This window comes from Nitrosomonas ureae (assembly GCF_001455205.1).
Classification (GTDB): domain Bacteria; phylum Pseudomonadota; class Gammaproteobacteria; order Burkholderiales; family Nitrosomonadaceae; genus Nitrosomonas; species Nitrosomonas ureae.
Genome location: NZ_CP013341.1, coordinates 995,409 through 1,015,219 on the forward strand (window position 1 = coordinate 995,409; position 19,811 = coordinate 1,015,219).

Annotated in this window: 17 protein-coding genes and 1 pseudogene; 9 read left to right on the forward strand and 9 right to left on the reverse strand. The window is 46.8% G+C overall.

The features are described from left to right. Positions 1 to 46: 46 nt before the first annotated feature. Complete coding sequence (locus ATY38_RS04690; protein WP_062558282.1) at positions 47 to 3,445, reverse strand: ATP-binding protein; 3,399 nt, start codon at positions 3,443 to 3,445, stop codon at positions 47 to 49. Positions 3,446 to 3,571: 126 nt separating this feature from the next. Between ATY38_RS04690 and ATY38_RS16040 the strand changes: the two genes are divergently transcribed. Further along, positions 3,572 to 3,712, forward strand: coding sequence for a hypothetical protein (locus ATY38_RS16040; protein ID WP_158441760.1), 141 nt, complete (start codon positions 3,572 to 3,574; stop codon positions 3,710 to 3,712). Positions 3,713 to 3,743: 31 nt separating this feature from the next. On the opposite strand, the gene ATY38_RS04695 is transcribed toward ATY38_RS16040, so the two are convergent. After that, positions 3,744 to 5,969 carry an AarF/UbiB family protein gene (locus ATY38_RS04695; protein WP_235590392.1) on the reverse strand — a complete coding sequence of 742 codons (2,226 nt, stop codon included), beginning with the start codon at positions 5,967 to 5,969 and terminating at the stop codon, positions 3,744 to 3,746. 517 nt (positions 5,970 to 6,486) lie between these two features. Between ATY38_RS04695 and ATY38_RS04700 the strand changes: the two genes are divergently transcribed. After that, positions 6,487 to 7,269 (forward strand): hypothetical protein, encoded by a 783-nt coding sequence (locus ATY38_RS04700; RefSeq protein ID WP_143023427.1) that lies wholly within the window; start codon positions 6,487 to 6,489, stop codon positions 7,267 to 7,269. Here ATY38_RS04700 and ATY38_RS15750 read toward each other — a convergent pair. Beyond that, on the reverse strand, positions 7,237 to 7,503 hold the full coding sequence (locus ATY38_RS15750) for a hypothetical protein (RefSeq protein WP_143023428.1): 267 nt from the start codon (positions 7,501 to 7,503) through the stop codon (positions 7,237 to 7,239). The two genes, ATY38_RS04700 and ATY38_RS15750, sit on opposite strands and share 33 nt — an antisense overlap. Before the next feature lie 430 nt (positions 7,504 to 7,933). On the opposite strand from ATY38_RS15750, the gene ATY38_RS04705 reads away from it, so the two are divergent. Together ATY38_RS04705 and ATY38_RS04710 are read left to right on the forward strand one after the other, a co-directional pair. After that, the gene (locus ATY38_RS04705; RefSeq protein WP_062558284.1) at positions 7,934 to 8,704 is read left to right on the forward strand and encodes an MBL fold metallo-hydrolase; all 771 of its coding nucleotides are present in this window, start codon (positions 7,934 to 7,936) and stop codon (positions 8,702 to 8,704) included. A gap of 189 nt (positions 8,705 to 8,893) precedes the next feature. After that, on the forward strand, positions 8,894 to 9,880 hold the full coding sequence (locus tag ATY38_RS04710; RefSeq protein WP_062558285.1) for a GlxA family transcriptional regulator: 987 nt from the start codon (positions 8,894 to 8,896) through the stop codon (positions 9,878 to 9,880). A 222-nt stretch (positions 9,881 to 10,102) separates the two neighbouring features. Here the strand turns inward: ATY38_RS04710 and ATY38_RS04715 are convergent, their stop codons facing one another. The 5 genes and pseudogenes from ATY38_RS04715 to ATY38_RS17025 form a co-directional block, all read right to left on the reverse strand. Beyond that, positions 10,103 to 10,564 carry a methyltransferase family protein gene (locus ATY38_RS04715; protein WP_074701373.1) on the reverse strand — a complete coding sequence of 154 codons (462 nt, stop codon included), beginning with the start codon at positions 10,562 to 10,564 and terminating at the stop codon, positions 10,103 to 10,105. 38 nt (positions 10,565 to 10,602) lie between these two features. Further along, positions 10,603 to 11,370 (reverse strand): annotated as a pseudogene (locus tag ATY38_RS15410) (IS5 family transposase). A gap of 196 nt (positions 11,371 to 11,566) precedes the next feature. Then, positions 11,567 to 11,863 (reverse strand): type II toxin-antitoxin system RelE/ParE family toxin, encoded by a 297-nt coding sequence (locus tag ATY38_RS04730; RefSeq protein WP_062558288.1) that lies wholly within the window; start codon positions 11,861 to 11,863, stop codon positions 11,567 to 11,569. After that, the gene (locus ATY38_RS04735; protein WP_062558289.1) at positions 11,860 to 12,108 is read right to left on the reverse strand and encodes a CopG family ribbon-helix-helix protein; all 249 of its coding nucleotides are present in this window, start codon (positions 12,106 to 12,108) and stop codon (positions 11,860 to 11,862) included. Before ATY38_RS04735 ends, ATY38_RS04730 begins: the two co-directional genes overlap by 4 nt. Positions 12,109 to 12,659: 551 nt before the next feature. Then, positions 12,660 to 12,866, reverse strand: coding sequence for a hypothetical protein (locus tag ATY38_RS17025; RefSeq protein WP_062558290.1), 207 nt, complete (start codon positions 12,864 to 12,866; stop codon positions 12,660 to 12,662). 777 nt (positions 12,867 to 13,643) lie between these two features. On the opposite strand from ATY38_RS17025, the gene ATY38_RS04745 reads away from it, so the two are divergent. Then, positions 13,644 to 14,030: a VOC family protein gene (locus tag ATY38_RS04745; protein WP_062558291.1), complete on the forward strand. Its 387-nt coding sequence runs from the start codon at positions 13,644 to 13,646 to the stop codon at positions 14,028 to 14,030. Positions 14,031 to 14,034: 4 nt separating this feature from the next. On the opposite strand, the gene ATY38_RS04750 is transcribed toward ATY38_RS04745, so the two are convergent. Then, a complete protein-coding gene (locus ATY38_RS04750; protein WP_062558292.1) occupies positions 14,035 to 14,820 on the reverse strand; it encodes a M48 family metallopeptidase in 786 nt (261 codons plus the stop codon). A gap of 182 nt (positions 14,821 to 15,002) precedes the next feature. Here ATY38_RS04750 and ATY38_RS04755 point away from each other — a divergent pair, with 182 nt between their 5' ends. From ATY38_RS04755 to holA, 4 genes are all read left to right on the forward strand, one after another. Further along, on the forward strand, positions 15,003 to 15,209 hold the full coding sequence (locus ATY38_RS04755; protein WP_062558293.1) for a dodecin: 207 nt from the start codon (positions 15,003 to 15,005) through the stop codon (positions 15,207 to 15,209). A gap of 230 nt (positions 15,210 to 15,439) precedes the next feature. Next, a complete protein-coding gene (leuS, locus tag ATY38_RS04760; protein ID WP_062558294.1) occupies positions 15,440 to 18,085 on the forward strand; it encodes a leucine--tRNA ligase in 2,646 nt (881 codons plus the stop codon). A 20-nt stretch (positions 18,086 to 18,105) separates the two neighbouring features. Continuing rightward, positions 18,106 to 18,624 (forward strand): LPS-assembly lipoprotein LptE, encoded by a 519-nt coding sequence (locus tag ATY38_RS04765; protein ID WP_062558295.1) that lies wholly within the window; start codon positions 18,106 to 18,108, stop codon positions 18,622 to 18,624. 33 nt (positions 18,625 to 18,657) lie between these two features. Next, positions 18,658 to 19,692 carry a DNA polymerase III subunit delta gene (gene holA, locus ATY38_RS04770; RefSeq protein WP_062558296.1) on the forward strand — a complete coding sequence of 345 codons (1,035 nt, stop codon included), beginning with the start codon at positions 18,658 to 18,660 and terminating at the stop codon, positions 19,690 to 19,692. Positions 19,693 to 19,811: the final 119 nt, after the last annotated feature.

A 19,811-nucleotide genomic window follows, 5' to 3' on the forward strand; every position in this document is an offset into this window, starting at 1 on the left:
TTTAATTTTGTGGTAACGCGGGGCATGCTATTTCAGATTTGAAGTTCTACGTATCACTAAGCTGTTCCAGGACTGTTTTCGCTGCAATCAAGTCGAGGTTGTCGACTCGTTCGTTGAATCTGGAGTAAATAGAATGTAAAACGCATTTGGCATCATCCAATTTATTGAGTTTTCTCCAAAGTTTAGCCAGGCTCGTGGCGGCTCGAAGTTCAAGCATTGTTGCATGCTGATCCTGCGCGATCTTCAAAGCTTCACACAAACACTCTTCTGCTTCTTGGATTGATTCGTCGGACTGTCTCAATAGCAGTTCGCCTTTCAGTCGAAGCAGTTCCGCGTGCCAAAACAGTTCTTCCCCAGTGACAGCAAGCGTCAGCGCTTCCTCTATTGTGGCCAAGCCTTCGTCAATGCGTTGTTCGCGTAAATATATGTCTGCAAGCAACGACAAGGTAAAGGTGTTGTTCGTATTTGCACCTGTGACCTGAGTAGCGGAGAGTCCGTTGAGTAATTGGCCGAGCCCTTCTTCATGCCCATTTTCAGCCAACGCCCAGCCTTGAAACGAAGTCGCCCACGCCAATCCCAATTCAAAGGAGTATTGTGCGGAAATCGCAATGGCTTCGTCGGTAAGCTCCCGCGTTTTCTTCGCGTTGCGGAGAGTGGAGTAGATCCAGGAGAGGGACGTCAAGGCAAAAACCATGGTGAATGGGTGTGCTAACTCTCTCGCCAAACCAACGGCCTCGAGCGCCAGCGGTTCAATGTGCTCAATTTCACCTAATATCCAGAATGTCCTGGCCAGGAAAATCCTCGCGGTAATTCCGGGATCTTGGCCATAAAAGAAGTCCTGTGAACGCTGTTGATTCGGATCATCAAGGGATTTTGCAGCGAACAGATGGGTTCTGGCTTCGTCAAACCGGCCAAGAAAGAAATTGGTCACACCCAAAGCATGGTGAGCTTCAATCAGTAGATCCGAGCTTTGCTCGCGGTGAGCCAGCGCGTGAAGATTTTCGGCTAGGCCGCGCGCATTGACGAGGTGCCCTCTGACCAGATGAAATGCCCATAATCCCCGAATGGCTAGAAACTGCTGCACGAAGCTGCTGTGCTCCTGTAACAAATCCTTCGCTCTTCGATAATTCTGTTCCATGTCGTCGGATGCATAGCCTTTGACGGACAGCAAGGGGGCTCCGCGTGCGAGAAGGAGCTCCAATTCCAAAGCATTTCGCTCCAAGCCTTCCGGCAATTCCTTTAGCAAATCCAGCGCCCTATTAAAATGATTGAGTGCTTCGATATTGGCTGATCGTTCTGCATCGCGACGAGCCGCACGATGGTAATACTCAACGGCCGGACCGGCCAATCCAGCCTGCTCATAGTGATACGCCAGGAGTTCCGGTTCCCTTGTGACCCGATCTGCGAACCGATGCTCTAGTGCTTTGGCAATGCGAGCATGGAGTAATCGCCGGGATTTCTTGGGAAGGGTGTTGTAGGCCGCGTCTTGGACCAGCGCATGCTTAAAATGATAGGTCGCAAGGGGTATCTCGCCCTCTTGGAAAATGAGCCCAGTCGCGACGATCAGGTCAAGTGCATTCTTCAGCTCGTTATCCGGCACTTCAACAATGCCCTGCAGCAGTTCGTAGGTGAATTCACGTCCAATTGCTGCACCTGTTTGTACAATTTTCTTGGCCGACCCCAACCTGTCCACCCGTTCCATGAGCAACGCTTGCAGACTGTCCGGAATGGGCAATCCCTTTAGGGGACACGTCAAAGTAAATGAATCGTTTTCCTCAGCCAGAAGCCCGGATCCCAGCACATTTTCCGTCAACGTTTCTATATAGAGAGGTATGCCATCGGCCTTCGCCAGAATCGCCTGCTGCACCTCGGGCGGAAGCACTTTTCCTCCCGTCATCGTCGCAACGAGTTCAGCGCTATGTCGACGTGGCAACCGACTGAGCGTCAGGGACGTTACGTGACTATATTCCGTCCACACCGGCTTGAAGTCGGGGCGAAATGTGATTAGCAACAACACGCGCATCTGCCGGATGCGGCCAATGATTCTCGTCATGAGTTCCAGCGTTGTTGGATCCAGCCAATGGGCATCTTCCATAATGAACAACACGGGGGCGTGATCGGCCAGTCCTTGTAGATATTGCACGAGTGCTTCCAGCGTCATGTCCTTACGTTTTTCGGATAACACATCGAGCAGTGGGTCCCAATGATCGCCTTGGATCGAGAGCAGATCCGCCAGCAATGACACCGTGTCCTGGTTCTCGATGCCGCTTTCGCGAGCCATGGCATCGAGCTTCTCCCGTTGTGCCTGGGCACTGTCCTGACTGGCCAGCCCCGCAGCTTGCCGCAGAAAAGTGGTCGCCGGATAGAGCGCCGTATTGGTATGGTACGGTGAACATTGAAATTGAATCGACTGGTACCGTTCATTTGCGAGGCGGTCACACAAACTACGGGCGATTCTCGATTTTCCGATCCCGGCCTCACCGCAAAGGAGCACGACCTGTCCTTCGCCGCCCACGGCCTCGCGCCAGCGCCCCAACAGGAGTGAGATCTCCTGTTCTCTGCCTACGAATTTGGCTAATTGGCTGGATCGATAGGACTCAAACCGGCTGGCCGACGGCCTGATACTCAGAACCTGCCAAGCTTGGATAGGTGTGTCGAATCCTTTCAGCGAAAAGGCGCCAAGATCCAAGAACTCGAATTCATTTCCGACAAGCCGTTTCGTCGCCGGATCAATGATCAATTGATCGGGTTTAGCCAGTGCTTGGAGGCGGGCAGCGAGATTTGGGGTTTCACCGAACACTGACCGTTCCTTGGCGGTGTCCAGCCCCATAAGTTCGCCGACTACGACTTGACCAGTAGCGATCCCGATTCGTGCAGCCATACTAAACTGTGGATGGGGATTGTCTTGATGAAGCGTCCTCACCGTATCCAGAATAGCCAGTCCGGCATGTACCGCTCGCTCCGCATCGTGTTCGTGGGCCTGGGGGTATCCAAAATAGACCAACATCCCATCCCCCATGTATTTGGCGATATAGCCATTGAATCGAACAATGGTTTGGCTACAAGCATCTAAAAATCGTCGAATCACGTCCTGGAGGTCTTCAGGGTCCAACCGGCTAGACAGTACTGTCGAATCCACAAGATCACAAAACATCACCGTCAACTGGCGACGTTCTGCTTGATCTCGTTCGGGAGGGAATGGCTGCTCTTCCGGAATGACGCCAACGGGTATAGACCCCGGGCCCATAACTTCAGCGCTCTGTGGCAATTGAGCGATCGCGCGCAAGAGCTTTTTCCGATGTCCCAGTAAGACACCCATCGCCTCCAGATCGCCCTCATTCAGCTCGGGTAGGACATCCCAGGTGATCGCATTGTGCTGAAACGACTCGCGATATATACTGAGACCAAGGTTATCCAGCCATGCTGATATACGATCATTCATCATAGACAACGTCGATGGTGGATATTCCGACCCGGCAAGGGTAGGATTAACTGCGTTGAGCGTAAGAATTTACTCGTTGCGGATCGTAATCCTTTAATTATTAATAGACCTATGATGAACAATGCATCCATGAATACGATCTCTAAAAGGTCTTTTACTCGAAAAATGGAACACCGACTGATTGGTATGGTAATGATGGTCATCGCCTACCTGATCGAGAAAGCCGTGTTGCGTTCGATCAAGCGCAGTGGCACGAAATCTTCGACGTAGAACAACCCTGCTTCTTGAACCATTTTTATCGTCAACGCCCTCGCAGCAGATCGATAACCAGGCCAAGGATCAGCAGACCTGAGACGACCCCGAATGTTATCGGCACCCACTCGGCAACAACCGTCGAGGTGGCCGTGAATCCGCTAGCCAAAACACTTGCGGCAGCGGTCAGGGCGAGCGCCAGCCGTTGTCCCGTGTGACGCACTATATCCTCCAGCGAATTGGCCCGGAAGTTCACCACAAGCTTTGGGCCGCCAGGACGAACACCGACGAGGTTTTCGACCGCCTCGACCACGCGCAGAACTCGTACTTTTAACTTCTGCGATTGATACACGAATGTCTTTGGATTGAGTGCGTTACCCATGCGTTTGACCATTAAGCGCATCAAGTACTTACCTGCTACGTCGTAAGGATCAAGTGCTGGATCAAGCTCGGCAGTCGCCAGCTGTACCTGCGCAAGTGCTTTTGTGGCGAGCGTGAGCGAAGCCGGTAGCGGCACTCCGTGCCGTAATGAGACCGCGCTCATTTCTTGCAGAAGCGGCCCGATCTGCATCTCGGCAAGCGAGGCTGTGCGATATTTTGCCATCACTTCCCCGATCTCGCTCTGGAATCGGGCCACATCGAGATCGCTGCTATTGACGGCGCTCGTCATCATCAATGTGACATCGGTGAGAAACCCGGCATCTTCCTGCCAAAGAGCCATCAACATTAACAAGAGATGCTCACGAAGATCGGCCCCTACCTCGCCGACCATTCCGAAATCGAGAAAATAGATGCAATCCTTCCACCACATCAGATTGCCTGGGTGGGGATCGGCATGGAAGAAGCCGTCGACGATGATCTGTTTGTAGTAGCTCTCCAACAGTTGACGAGCGGCCTGGATGCGCTCTGGACCAGCCGGCGCCTGCTTGATCGGTATGCCCTGGATCTCTTCCATCACCAATAATCGAGACGTGGACAGATCCCGGTGTACTCTGGGTACGGCAAGACGGTCATAGTCTGCGAGCACCGCCTGCATCCGCCCGATGTTGTCGGCCTCCTGACGGAAGTCGAGTTCACGATGGAGCGAGGTGGAAAGGTGTTTGAACACGGCCTCCATATCGATCACCTGATTGAGCGCAGGACGCTTTCCGACTTTCTCCGCAAACACCTCGAGCAGGGCGAGATCCTGTTCGATATCAGCACGAGCGGTGGGGCGCTGGACCTTGACTACGACCCGATCACCACTTTCGAGTGTCGCACGATGGACCTGAGCGATTGTTCCGGCGGCGAGGGGCTTCGGGTCGATCGACTTGAATACATCCTCCCACGGGACTCCCAATTCCTGTTCAGAAACCCGGACGACCTCGCTCTCAGTCATTGGCGGCACGCGGGATTGCAACAGGGCAAGCTCCTCAATGTATTCGACTGGAAGGAGATCGGGGCGGGTTGACAACACTTGCCCGAGTTTCGAAAATATCGGGCCCAGCTCTTCCAAGGCGGCACGTAAGCGTTTGGCCCGCTGACAGCGGATGGACATATCCGGCTCGTTGGATTGGCCGAACAGCTCTGTGAGGCCGTGTTTCGCCATCACGGCTGCGATATGCGTAGCACGCGCTACCAGTGGAGGCTCAAAAGGCGGGGTGTCACCCTTAGATAGATGAGCTCGCACCGAGTGCGATGCATGCTCATCGGTAGAGTGCGCGGTGTTTACAATAATCACGGTGCAGTGGGCACTGTGACTGATGCGATTCGGTATGTTACCGAGCAAAAACTCTTTTCGACCCGCCATGCCAAAATTGCCGACCACCAGTACATCGACTGCCTCCTGCTCAGCGGCGCGAACGATCGCCAATGCCGGATCAGCATCAATGACGACCCTGGCATGACCGCGGTCCCCGGCGACCTGCCGCGCGAAGTGCGCCAGTTCATTGTTGTCACCCGCAGCGCGCGTTTGTTCGGCTTCGCCGAATTCTGTGACGAACGGATACTGCGGCACCACCACCTGCACCACGAACAGCTCTGCATCGTAGCGGTCAGCGAACCCGGCGGCCCAGTGGACGGCCTGGTCGGCGGTTTCGGAGCGGTCGGTTCCTACCATCACGCGCCGTATGACATTACTCTCCAGATGATTTTGCATACGTGCAGCAAACCCTTTAGTAAGAACAGGATAGATATTACAGGATTTGTTACTGTAACGGATGTTGAAACATTCTGCCAGCCTATCTTGTTCATGGGATTTAGGGCGCAATGGAACGCAAAACCCGGTAATCTGCATCGTTGAGATTGCGCAATGCCTGTAGCTCGTCTCGAGTAACCGCTTCAGGAACTGCGAAAGCGTAGCGTCCTAACTAATTCATGTGCCGTGCATGAACGAAGGGTGGAAACCGCGCGACATCTTCACCTCGTATCGGTAGCTCTCCTGCTATAGCTGCGCAATCACCGCGCCGATATTGATTACCAGGCCAAGGATACTCGGACCCAAATCATTTCTGCTCGATACATTATAGGAGTGCATGGGAACTCGCTATCACAAGCCGTACCACGCTAAGCGCCTTATAAGCGAGTGATTGACTGTGAGAATGTGACGGATGATACCAAGTCAAAACTGCGAACTCTCTACGAAATGTTGAATTCATTTAATCTGAAACCGCAGATGATGCTAAATTAACGCAACATCTTTTTCATTTTCAGGATTATCTCGGTAATGAGGCAAATGGCACGTTTTTAACCTTCGGTATTACTTTTTATTATGAGACTACGCGAGAATATAATCAAATCCTATGAAATTTGTCATGTCAAACGAAGAAGTTCATGATGAAGCTGGTTTTCTGGAGCGACTCTCGAGTGATTTAAAGCCCTTTTATGAACCGCGTTTACCCTATCACAATTGGGATGAACATATTGAGCATGGTCTTGGCATCATCGACAATCTTTGTGAGCAAGAAAAGGCAAAAGGCAACCCAATTAACTCCTTCATCGCCAAGGTTGCTTACATGGGCCATGACGCCGGTTTCCCACATGACCTCATAACGCCAGATATCTGGAAAAAGCATGGCAGTAAAGAGGGGTATTCAACCCATATAATGGATGTTCTTTTGCAAAATTACGGGCTTGAAGAATCGTGTATCCGAGGTGTTCAAACATGCATAATGTTTACAAAGATGGGTGAACAGCTACCCGAAGATATAGATAAAGAGCTTGGTAACACAGCTAAAGCTGTGCGCACAGCTGACCTTTCTCACATCTTTGGGCCTTATAAGGACTTTGTCATCGATAGCTTCAAGCTCATGGAAGAGGCCAAAATGTATGGCCGAGAAACAGTCTTGGCAGAATTCAAAGATAGAACCAGATTTGTGCTTACAAATTACTTGAGCCTCGGTTTTATTCCTTCTGGTGCTTACAGTATTGCTGATGGCATGAAAAATATTGAACGCTTTGGTAAAGATTCACCAAGCCGTTTATTGAAAGTTGTCGGGAACCAGGCGAACCGTTTCGCAAGTCTTGTAAAAAGAGAAGCTGCTTCGCTGCCAATTTCGCGCTGTTCATCTGTCGTTCGCCTTCCCGGCGTTAGCTAGCCACTGCCCCAGGCGATATTGATCAAACGAACCCGATTCGCCCTGTGCAGCCTGAAACCACGAAAACAACCGTCGCGCCACCTTGAGATACTTGACCGCAGGGGGCGATTTGCGACCCCGGATTTTGTGCGACCAGCGAACTCTGGAAACAGGCTTATTGTTATAGCCGTGTCGCCGGAATGGTTGTAAAACATTCCGAGGGTGTTCGCGCTGCCGATGATCGTGTTGTGGCATTGATCGATCAGATGGAATTACCCAATCGATATCGGGGTACTCCAGATCAGCTGCTTATACTTCTTTAGCAAGCTCTAAGTAAGTAAATATATTGAGGATCTATAAGACAAAGATTCTGCAGCTTTTATAAGCCTATATTCCTATAAAAAGTAAATATGTTTAACCATCATATACTAATCGGTTTTATATAGAGTTGGTCATTGTTTGTGGGGTTGCTACTTACGCGAACAATCTTGATTTTGCTACACATCGAGTCGTCCTGGAACGGTTCGAACATTTCTACTTTGGTTAAGAATGCGTCTAATCAGACTTGATAATTATCAGAACTTCTGGCCCGAAAGTTGCGAGAAATGTCCCGCAGGCCACTGACTATTTTTCAACAGCTTACTCATAATATCCTCCATACAAACTAATAGAGGAGTACATAAAAATGAAATTCACGCAAATCAGAAACGCAACCCTTATAATTAATTATGCAGGCAAGAAAATACTGATTGATCCTTGGTTGGCAGAAAAGGGAGCATTGCCGGGATTTGGAGGGACGATCAACGATCACATCCGCAATCCGACGGCTGAATTACCTATGTCTATCAACGAGATCATTGATGTGGATGCAGTTATCTTAACCCATGATCATCCGGATCACTGGGACGATGCAGCTAAAAATGCAATTCCTAAGGACATGCTGATTTTTACACAGCACGAAAAAGATGCGCAATCGATCCGGTCAGCAGGATTTAACAACATTCGAATTCTCGACGAAAATAATGTTTATGATGGCATTACGCTGATCAAAACGCCCGGTCAGCATGGTAAAGATAAAGTGCTGGAAGATATGAAGGAACTACTGGGGGATGTTTGTGGCATCGTTTTCAAACATCCCGATGAGAAAACATTTTATATTGCGGGGGATACGATCTGGTGTCAGGCGGTCGAAGATAACCTGAAGAAATATCATCCCGACGTTGTCGTCCTCAATAGTTGCGACGCTCAAGTCATCGGTAACGAATCGATCATCATGGGCAAGCAAGATGTTTACGAAGTCTATAAAGCGGCACCTGATGCAACCATCATTGCCAGCCACATGGAATCAGTGAATCACGCAACGTTATCCAGAAAGGAACTGCGCGAGTTTCTGAGTGAAAAGGGAATGATGCAACGGGTATTAGTACCCGAAGACGGTGAATCATATATGTTTTGATTCAAGACCGGAATGATGAATCAGACTTGTCAGGTGCGTCACTGTTTAATATTGTCTGATATAAGCATCAGTGTCATATTACACAATATGAACAATTGCTTAAATGCTGCAAAACAAAAACAATATAAGGAATAATCGTATTTGAACGGTAAGAGCGCTTAATTAGCGTTTATTCAGCGAGGTTTCATCATGTCTGTCCCATTAGTTGCAGTTATTGCCTTTAACCATTTCAGCCCTTTCCACTTATCGGTACCGTGCATTATTTTCGGCGACCTCTTACATGATCAGAAATTATTTGAACTCAGGATCTATGCAGACGAACCTGGAAAGCTACGCTCGAATGAGGGGTTGAGTGTTGAATCATCACTAAGTGTGGATGAACTGGCGCAGGCTGATATCATCATCGTACCTTCCTGGCGGGATCCTGCCGAAAAACCAGACCAGTCAATGCTTGATGCCTTGGTGACGGCACATGCACGAGGTAGCCAAGTGGTCGGGCTGTGTCTGGGTACTTATGTGCTTGCTTATGCCGGATTACTGAAAAATCACAAGGCTGCCACGCATTGGGAGTTTGAACAGGATTTCATCAGCCGTTTTCCGGATGTAAAACTGGACTGCAATGCGTTATATGTCGATGATGATCGTTTGATTACTTCCGCAGGAACAGCAGCCGGTCTCGACTGTTGTTTATATCTGGTTCGTCAGCATTACGGTAGCGTGATCGCTAATAAACTGGCCAGACGTATGGTGATTCCCCCTTACAGAGAAGGCGGGCAAGCGCAATTTATAGAACGGCCCGTTCCTGTTTCAACACAGGATGCCAGAATCAATATGCTTCTGGATTATTTGAGAAACAATTTAAATAAAGTACATGGTTTGGATGAACTTTCGCACTATATCATGATGAGCCACCGTACTTTCACGCGGCAGTTTTACAAGGCAACAGGGATGTCTGTTGGTGAGTGGCTGCTGGTTGAGCGCTTACAGCGAAGTCAGGAGTTGCTAGAATCCACCTCATTGCCGATTGATGCCGTTGCAGAGCAGGTAGGCTTTCAATCCGCTACGTCCCTGCGCCAACATTTCAAGCATAGATTTGATGTAACACCAAGTGAGTGGCGAAAAACATTTCAAGGCAAGCGGCCAACAGCAGTTAATCATTTAGCGACTAATTTTTGACTTAGATTTTTCAATAAACTTATTAAGATGGATTGGCGTAAATTTAACGGGAAGCATAAAAGTTTTGGATCTATATATAGCCATTAAACCACTCCAGTTGTAACAGTATCAATTGCATCAAATTACTGTGTTAAAGTCATATTGCTGGAGTGGGAAATAGCGTACTAAATCAAAACCGCAAGGTTCCCGTGGAGGTCCTTTTATAAAATAGCATGCGAAATATCATATCCACCGGCGAACCGATTTCAAATATCTGGCATAGTCATCGCCAAATTTAACCAATAGAGCATTCTCTTCCGGAATAATCTGAAATTGATTTAAATACACAACAAACAGCGGTAGCAACAAAATAGACAGGACATTTGCTAAAAATACGCCCCATGCCGCAAGCATCAACAAAAATCCGACATACATAGGGTTTCGGCTCAATCTATAGACACCGATGGTGACTATCGAAGTAGCTAATCCAGGAGTCAATGGATTTGCTGTTGTTTTTGCTGAAATAAATTCAACGGCAGCGACAATGATCAATGCAAAACCTATTATCCATAATGCCCCTGCCATCCAATCCTTACCCGGAATTTGAATCACCGCCCATGGATTCATCGATGAAACAGACCACATGACTACTGCAAACAAAATAACCACTATAGCCGGTGGAATTTTAAGTTCAAGACAATACATAATTTACTAGTATGAAGCAATATCCTTAGATAGTGTAGTCATGAGATATTTGTCCAGAGAGCGATGCATCTGATCTGTACAGCGGCGAGGAAAGATGCGGTGTTTTTGGCGTATCTTGTGGCGATCCCACGCCATCTCTTGAGATGGAGGAAAGCATTTTCGACAAGATGCCGTAATTTATAGAGTTCTTTGTCGTAAAACCTTTGTGCTGTGCGGTTTTTCTTTGGGGGGATTACGGCTTTTATACCCTGCCTCCTTGCCTGTTCAATAATTGCGTTGCTGTCATAACCACGGTCTGCCAGCAAATAATCAGCATCAAGCCCTTCGATCAGGCGATCAGCCTGTGTGCAATCTGCGCTGGTACCCTCCGTAATAATAATTCTGAGCGGCATACCATGCGCATCCACGGCCAGATGTATCTTTGTGTTGAGCCCCCTTTTGTGCGACTCATATCTTGATTGCCGCCTTTTGCACCTGCCGCATGCGGATGCACTTTGCAATGGCTAGCATCGATCATTAGCCATTCGTAATCCGGTTCTTCGTCAATCAGAACTTCCAGTAATCTTTCCCATACTCCCTTATCACGCCAACGGATAAAACGTCGGTGGCGTGTTACTCCAATTTCCATAATCCGGCGGTAAGTCACGCCATGGCGCACCCGTGCGAATAATCCAGAAAACCACATCAATAAATTGACGATGATCTCTTGCTATACCGCCCCAACTACCTTCCCGTCCAGGTAAATGCGGCTCCAGCAATGCCCAAACCTTATCCGATATATCGTGCCTGCGATGTACTTGTGTCATATAAAATCCTCCTTCACTAAAAGAATCTCATATCTTTTATCTCATGACTACACTATCTAGAAGAAAGTGATGTTTTCGCTACAAAATAACCAGCAATGATTCCGGTAACCTTGGTAAGCACAACAAGAATTGTTGCATCAAGTGTGAACCGTTCCTATCTCGAAACATATTGTAAAAATTTAGAAAAGTATTGCTATCAAGAATGTTTAAAATTTTCAGGCCATTTTCTGGATGTATGCATGACAGCCAATATGCGAATATCTCTGTCGGTTATTTGATAGGCAAGAATGTAAGGAAGGTCACTTATTACTATCTCGCGTGTACCGAACACACGACCTGAGCGACCAATTTCGGGGTGAAGCGATAGATTATCTGCAGTAGCTTTTATTTTAATTAAAACATTATAGGCAGCATTAGCGTTTTCTTGAGCAATATACTCACCAATTAATTTTAAATCTTCGAGTGCTTCATCTAACCATACAACAGTGCTCATGCTTTGAATTTATCTATCGTGGAATCAACATCATCACTTGAATGAAATTTTGCATTTTTTCCTGAAGCAATATCTAAACGTTCTTGAATTTTTTTTGTTTGACAATCGTAAATTTCCAGATAGTGATCAATAGCCTGATTAATTAGCCAGTTTCTGGAACGATCCAGACTGTGTGCCACAGCATCCAGTTTTTCTTGTTTTTCTGGTGTCACTGATACACTCATGCGTCCTGTTTCACTTGCCATTTCATATTCCTTAATCAGAAGTAATCATAATTAATCTTGGCATAGATAAGCATGATTTGCAAATTGAAGCAGCAAACAGATATTGAAACAGTCATTGCTAAGTAATCATAAAACTCACTGTGTCAAATTTGTGCCAAAGTGCTGCAGAAATAGCATTACTTGAGGTTGTTTGATACTGGTTTTGTGCTTGGCAAGCGTTTCAAGTAATTGATTATATTAAGTTCTAATTTAATAGTTGCGTCTCATAATCCCTTGGTCGCTGGTTCGAGTCCAGCCAGACCCACCAGTAATTATGCACTTAGAGATTAATTTTCTAAGTACTTTTTAATTTCATACCATATGTAAGAGTAGCGTAAGAAAATCTTATCTATACTAAGCAACATATAATTAGTTCTTTTCAGGCGCTTAGAAATCGCATTGAGTCAATCCATTATTGAAATCTGGTATGCGTATTCTTACTATTTGAGTAAAGAATGAGTTCCTCATCGGGATGTTTACGGCAGCTACACGAAATAATGCCTACATAACCAAGCTCTTTATCATTCTCTCATTCATGGCATAACCCACACCAGTTCACCATTAAACAGCTGTTTTATTCCAGCCAAATACAAGGCCGTAGGAATATAGAGGATAGCACTGATCCATACTTCACCAAGCGCATTAACAGCAAATTCCCGGTTCAGAATATTAGGTGCAACTGGCAAATTGTGTTTAGAATCGGTCGTTACCTTGAATTTTGGCCTTTGTTTACAGCGCAAGCCCAGAGCTTCTTCCGCAACATGGTATGCGTGGCCTGTACACCGCGTTCCGCTAGCAAGCGCTTTGCACTGTAGGTTTCTTGTTTACGTCGGTGTGAAGCTAGTATTTCTAATTCCAACCTGGCATTTTCTCACTAGGTGAACGTACTCTCCCGACATGAAAGTCACTCTCAGAAAATTTCAGCAGTGTTGCAATGACCGGTTGAATCTCCATCACACTTTTTATGAAATCACACTCCATCTTGACTTGTGCTAACTCCCCCATTTGATTCTGGATTGCTCTGACTCAAGTTCGGTCAGCGGCTTATGATGGTTACCTCTCAGTTGCGAATTCACCTTGTTTATCAGCATAAATCCAATTCTTTAATGTTCCCTTGGTGGGTAATAACAGCCGTTTCCCTGCTTTAACCAGAGTTAATTCACTTTCTTTAAAAACTTGACTGATTGTTACCAAAATTCCTGGCTATATTGATTACGCGATTATTCCACCTTTATCCTCCATTTCATCTCTTCAGTTTTATGAAACTTCGGATTCCATGAAAATCAGAATACCTCAGCTTGCCTCAATATTTGCACGATCTGGCTTCCGTAAATCGTTGCTTCTTCATCAGTAAAATTCCTCTTCGTTTAGAATAGAAAATTCTACTGTATTGCACCTCTGATATAGGGGAGAATTACCCAATCAAATGAATTCTTGGGTCGTTTCGATTTTATTTATTCGTTTAGTTCACTACATAACACCATGTTACATAGCTATATTTATAGGAAAGAATAAAAATGACTGTAATAGATATGAATCATTTCACCGTATTAAGTAACAATTTAGAAAAAAGTAAAGCTTTCTACATCAATATCTTAGGACTTAAAGAAGGCTATCGCCCACCCTTTGCATTTCCAGGTGCATGGCTTTATGTTGGAGATCGAGCAATACTGCATATCATGGCGGGCAGATCTATGCCAATCAACGCCGCGGGGGTCATAGACCACATGGCTTTTACCGCATCCAATCTACAAGCCATGGTTGATACCTTAAAACAATACAATATCGATTATGAATTGCAACGCCTCAAAGGATTGGAAATCTGGCAATTATTTTGTCATGATCCAGACGGTGCAAAAGTTGAACTGGATTTCCCGGCACATGAATCAGAGCCTAAGCAATGAGTTCTTATTTTTTGCAATTAGGTTTTTTACCGGCTGCACGTGCTTGCTGCATCATCTTATTCGCCTTAGGTAAGAGTGCCCGCAAATCTTCAATGCGGGTTTCATGAGACGGATGAGTCGACAGAAATTCAGCTGGCTGTTCGCCTTGGCTAGCCTGTGCCATTTTCTGCCATAATGTAATACTTTCTTCCGGATTAAATCCGGCCTTCGCTATTAATTCAATGCCCATTGTATCGGCTTCACTTTCATGCAGGCGACTAAACGGCATAATTAAACCATATTGTGTACCAACCCCAAGCAAACCTAATGCGGTTTGCCCCATGGGAGTAGTCGGTGCAGCGACTGCCGCGATGATTGACATCCCCATTTGCGCACCTAATTTCTGCGACATCCGTTCGTTGCTATGTTTCGCCAGCACATGACCAATCTCATGACCGATCACGGCAGCTAACTGATCTTGATTATCGACAAGATCAACCAATCCGGTATGAACACCAATTTTGTTTCCCGGCAAAGCAAAGGCATTCAACGTGCTGTCTTCAAACACCACCACTTCCCAATCTCCTCCAATCTCGCGTGTAATAGTATTTGCAACGCAACGTACAAACTGATTTTCTCGCGTATTCTGACTAATTGATTTTTCATTCTTCATCGTAGTGAATGCCTGTAATCCCATAGCATCAAGCTCGCTGTCAGGCATAAAAGCTAGCTGGCTTCTCCCCGTTGGCGTGGTTGCGCAAGCTGCAAGTAAAAGGATAATGAATAAAATTAGTAATAATCTAAACTTCATGATTAATATTCTCCATATATTGGATCAGTGAAATTTTTCATTCGATTTTAAGATGATACATCTTTCAATCGCAAGGACATGCAAATTCTTTGGGTTAATAATGAACAAAACGACTCATGCGCCTGATAGCAAGAATATGGTATAACTCAATTCTCGACAATAGAAAGGAAAGGGTAGCCAGAATGAGCGATCATGTTTATAAAATTATAGAAATTGTTGGCTCGTCAACCCAAAGCAGTGATCATGCCATCCAACAAGCGGTTGCAAAAGCCGGCACAAGCCTGCGTAACCTGGATTGGTTTGAAGTTGTGGAAACACGCGGCCATATCGTTGATGGCAAAGTTGCGCACTATCAAGTAAAGCTTAAAATCGGCTTTCGTCTGGATTAGTTTGCGCGCAGGATTATCGTGTCAGTTCTAAAAAACATAATACAAGTAATCTTAGGATATTGATAATGCATTTAAATCGAAACTCTAATGGGGCTTATTCCGCTAAAAAGAATCCCTGATAAGATCAAACAAATATTGCTTCTGTCAATATGAGCTAATAATAGACACAATTCATCCGGATACATCACGGTATAATTAGCTATCTCAAGTAAAAGCTAGACTTCACGTTCATGCAAGAAAAATACCATCCCCAGGAAATCGAAAAAAACGCGCAGCAATATTGGGATAGCATATCCGCATTCAAGGCAATGGAAACTCCCGGAAAACCAAAATATTACTGTTTATCGATGTTCCCCTACCCTTCAGGCAAATTGCACATGGGACATGTGCGAAATTACACCATCGGTGATGTATTGTCACGATACCACCGTATGCAGGGCTTCAACGTACTGCAACCGATGGGCTGGGACGCATTTGGCCTTCCTGCAGAAAATGCCGCGATGCAAAATAATGTTTCTCCCGCCAAATGGACCTACGACAACATTGCCTACATGCGCAAGCAACTAAAAAGTCTGGGATTAAGCATCGACTGGGAACGTGAGATTACTACTTGTGACCCAAGTTATTATCACTGGAATCAGTGGCTATTTTTGCGCATGCTGGAACAGGGGCTGGCGTACCAGACCACCGGCACGGTCAATTGGGATCCGGTTGATCAAACCGTGCTGGCCAATGAGCAAGTGATTGATGGCTGCGGCTGGCGTACCGGAGCTCCAGTGGAAAAACGCGAAATCCCGATGTATTATCTAAAAATTACGCAGTATGCGGACGAACTGCTTAATGCTCTGGATACACTGACCGGCTGGCCGGAACGAGTCAAAACCATGCAAGCCAATTGGATCGGTAAAAGCTACGGCGTCGACATTACCTTCCCCGCCGATACCGCGTCCGGTACGCCGCAAGACTTGAAGGTGTTCACTACCCGCGCGGACACGCTGATGGGTGCAACCTACGTGGCCATCGCCGCCGAACACCCGATTGCGCTGCATGCCGCTCAGAACAATCCATCCCTGCAAGCTTTCATTCAGGAATGCAAACTCGGTTCCGCCAAGGAAGCGGATCTGGCCACTCAAGAAAAGAAAGGCATGGATACCGGCTTATTCGTAATCCATCCTCTCAGTGAACAGAAGTTACCCGTGTGGGTTGCTAATTATGTCTTGATGGGATACGGCGAAGGTGCAGTGATGGCGGTTCCTGCGCATGATGAACGCGATTTTGAATTTGCAAAAAAATATGATCTTGCTATCGCACAAGTTATTACAAAAAGCCGGGAAGGGGCGTTTAGTGATGATAACTACGGAACTGATACACCTTTTTCTACCACTCACTGGCAAGAATGGTATGCAAACAAAGAAATCGGCGTTTGTATCAATTCAGGTAAATACAATAACCTCGGTCATAGTACTGCGGTAGATGCCATTGCTGCTGACCTTGAAAAAAAAGGCTTGGGCAACAAACGCGTGCAATATCGTTTGCGCGATTGGGGCATTTCGCGCCAACGTTACTGGGGCTGTCCGATTCCACTGATCCATTGTGCCGATTGCGGTGTGGTGCCGGTTCCGGACGATCAGCTGCCGGTCGTATTACCACAGGATCTGGTACCCGATGGTTCCGGCAATCCATTAGCAAAAACACCGTCTTTTTACGAATGCGCCTGCCCCAAATGCGGTAAATCCGCGCGCCGGGAAACCGACACGATGGATACCTTTGTTGATTCATCCTGGTATTACGCACGCTATGCTTGCCCGGATCAGCACCAGGCAATGACCGACGAGCGCGTTAATTACTGGCTGCCGGCCGATCAGTACATCGGAGGTATTGAGCACGCCATTTTGCATTTGCTGTATTCGCGTTTCTGGAGCAAGGTCATGCGCGATCTTGGCTTATTGGCTCTGGACGAACCGTTTGCCAATCTACTGACCCAGGGCATGGTGCTGAATGAAATTTTTTATCGCAAAACTGCCAGCGGAAGAATTGTCTATTACAATCCCTCCGAGGTTCAGATTCAGCATGATGAGCAAGGTAAACGTTGCGGCGCAATTTTATTGGCGGATAATCAGCCGATCGAATCGGGCGGGATCGGTACCATGTCAAAGTCCAAGAATAATGGCGTTGATCCGCAAAACCTAGTGCAAGAGTATGGCGCCGACACAGCCCGCCTGTTCATGATGTTCGCCAGTCCACCGACCCAAACATTGGAATGGGCCGATACTGGTGTCGATGGCGCTTACCGTTTTCTCAAACGTTTATGGCGACAGGCTTATATCCATCTTCAATCTGGTGTGATCAAGATCGATCCCGCTTTACACCAGGCGTTATCCCCGGAACTCAAGGACCTGCGTTGCCAACTGCACCACACCATTGTTAAAGTAACAGATGACCTGGAGCGTCGCCACACGTTCAATACCGCCATTGCTGCTGTAATGGAACTTATGAATGGCTTGGTGAAATGCCAGGATAACAATCCCGTCAGCCGCAATCTGATGCAGGAAGCTTTGGAGAATATCGTACTATTGCTGTCCCCGATTGTGCCGCATATCTGTCATGAACTTTGGCATGAGCTAAGACCGGGAACTGAGCTTTTTGCGCAATCTTGGCCCCAACCAGACAATACCGCAATGGTGCAAGACGAAATCAAACTGATCGTGCAAGTCAATGGCAAGCTGCGCGGGCAAATCTGCGTCGCCCAGGATGCAAACAAGGAAGCCGTGGAGAAAGCCGCTCTGGCTAATGAGCAGGTACAGAAATTTACTGATGGGCAAGCTATTAAAAAAATCATTATCGTACCTAAAAAACTGGTTAATATCGTTGTATAACTAATTCACACCCTTGGTCCATGGTAAAAATACATAAACAGCAGTTTCTTATCCTGATCGTTGTGATTTTATTATTGACAGCCTGCGGGTTTAAGCTGCGCGGACAAGCCGCCGCGCTACCGTTCAAGACAATATATGTTACGGCGCCGGAAGGACATACGATCGGTATAGAGATGGAGCGCATGATCAAAGCCACACCGACAACCCGTTTATCTCAAAGCGCTGCAGAAGCGAAAGCAACCCTGGACATTATCAGTGCGATAAATGAAAGAGCCATTTTATCTTTGTCCGGTGGTGGCCGCGTACGGGATTTTAATTTGATTTACCGGGTAAATTATCGCGTATTGGATAATAAAGGCATCGAAATCGTGCCGAATACTGAAATATCCTTAACCCGGGTTCTACCGTTTTTGGATGCACAAATCCTAGCTAAGGAAGCGGAAGAGAGGATATTGCTAAAAGATATGCAATCCGACGCAATTCAACAGATCCTGTGGCGTTTATCGACGATTAAGTTTCCCGCGGAAAGCACGCAGTAATCCTGTGATCGTTTCGCGTAATGTATCTTTACCATGCACATAAAGCTTGAGCAATTATCGCAATCCCTGCAAAAGCAAACTGCATCTCTATACACTTTATTTGGCAACGAACCGCTGCTGATTCTGGAAGCTGCGGACCTGATTCGCGCTCACGCGTACCAGCATGGATACACCGAACGCAAAGTCTTCACTGTAGATCAGCACTTCGATTGGTTTGATCTGCTGTATACCGGCAATAACCTGTCCTTGTTTGGTGAGCGCAAAATTATGGATATTCGTATCCCTTCCGGCAAACCCGGCAAGGAAGGCGGTAAAGCCATTGAGACCTATTGCGATACCCTGCCCCCAGACACGCTGACACTCATCACGCTACCCCGGATCGATAAACAAGGACAAGCAACTCGATGGTTCAAAGCACTTGAAACCTCCGGCGTTCTAATCCAGGCCTACCCAATAGAACGTAACCAGCTACCCATCTGGATCGGACAACGTCTTGACAAACAGCAACAAAAAACTAATTCTGCCACGCTGCAATTTCTTGCGGATCAAGTGGAAGGCAATTTACTCGCCGCACACCAGGAAATTCAGAAACTCGCATTGCTCTACCCCAGCGGCATTTTAACTTTCGAGCAAATCAAAGATGCGGTGCTGAATGTAGCACGCTATGATGCATTTCAATTATCAGACGCCATGATCAATGCGGATTCCGCACGCTTTATCCGTATCCTGACTGGTTTGCAGGCTGAAGGTGTTGCTCCGTTACTCATTCTCGCCACCTTAACTGAACAAATACGACAACTCATTATCATCCGCAAGGGCCTCGACACGGGTCAATCACCCGTTCAGCTACTACAAACCGCCAGAATCTGGGGTGATCGGCAAAAATCAGTACAAGCTGCAGCCAAGCGCATCAGCCTGCAAGTATTAATGCAGGGCTTATCCGATGCTGCAATGATAGATCGGATGATTAAAGGGGTGGCACAGGGAGACGCTTGGGATAAATTGCTACAATTAGGACTACGTCTAACACTTCATGAAAATAGAAATCTCATCAGTATGATTAAGTAATTGCCATTTCATTAAACGGATTTATCCGGAGCAGACTTTTACTGTATTTTGATATCAATAATTCATTTCTGTTGATACCTGGTTGGAGTAGTTTTTATTTTTAATGGTCAGCCAGGCTA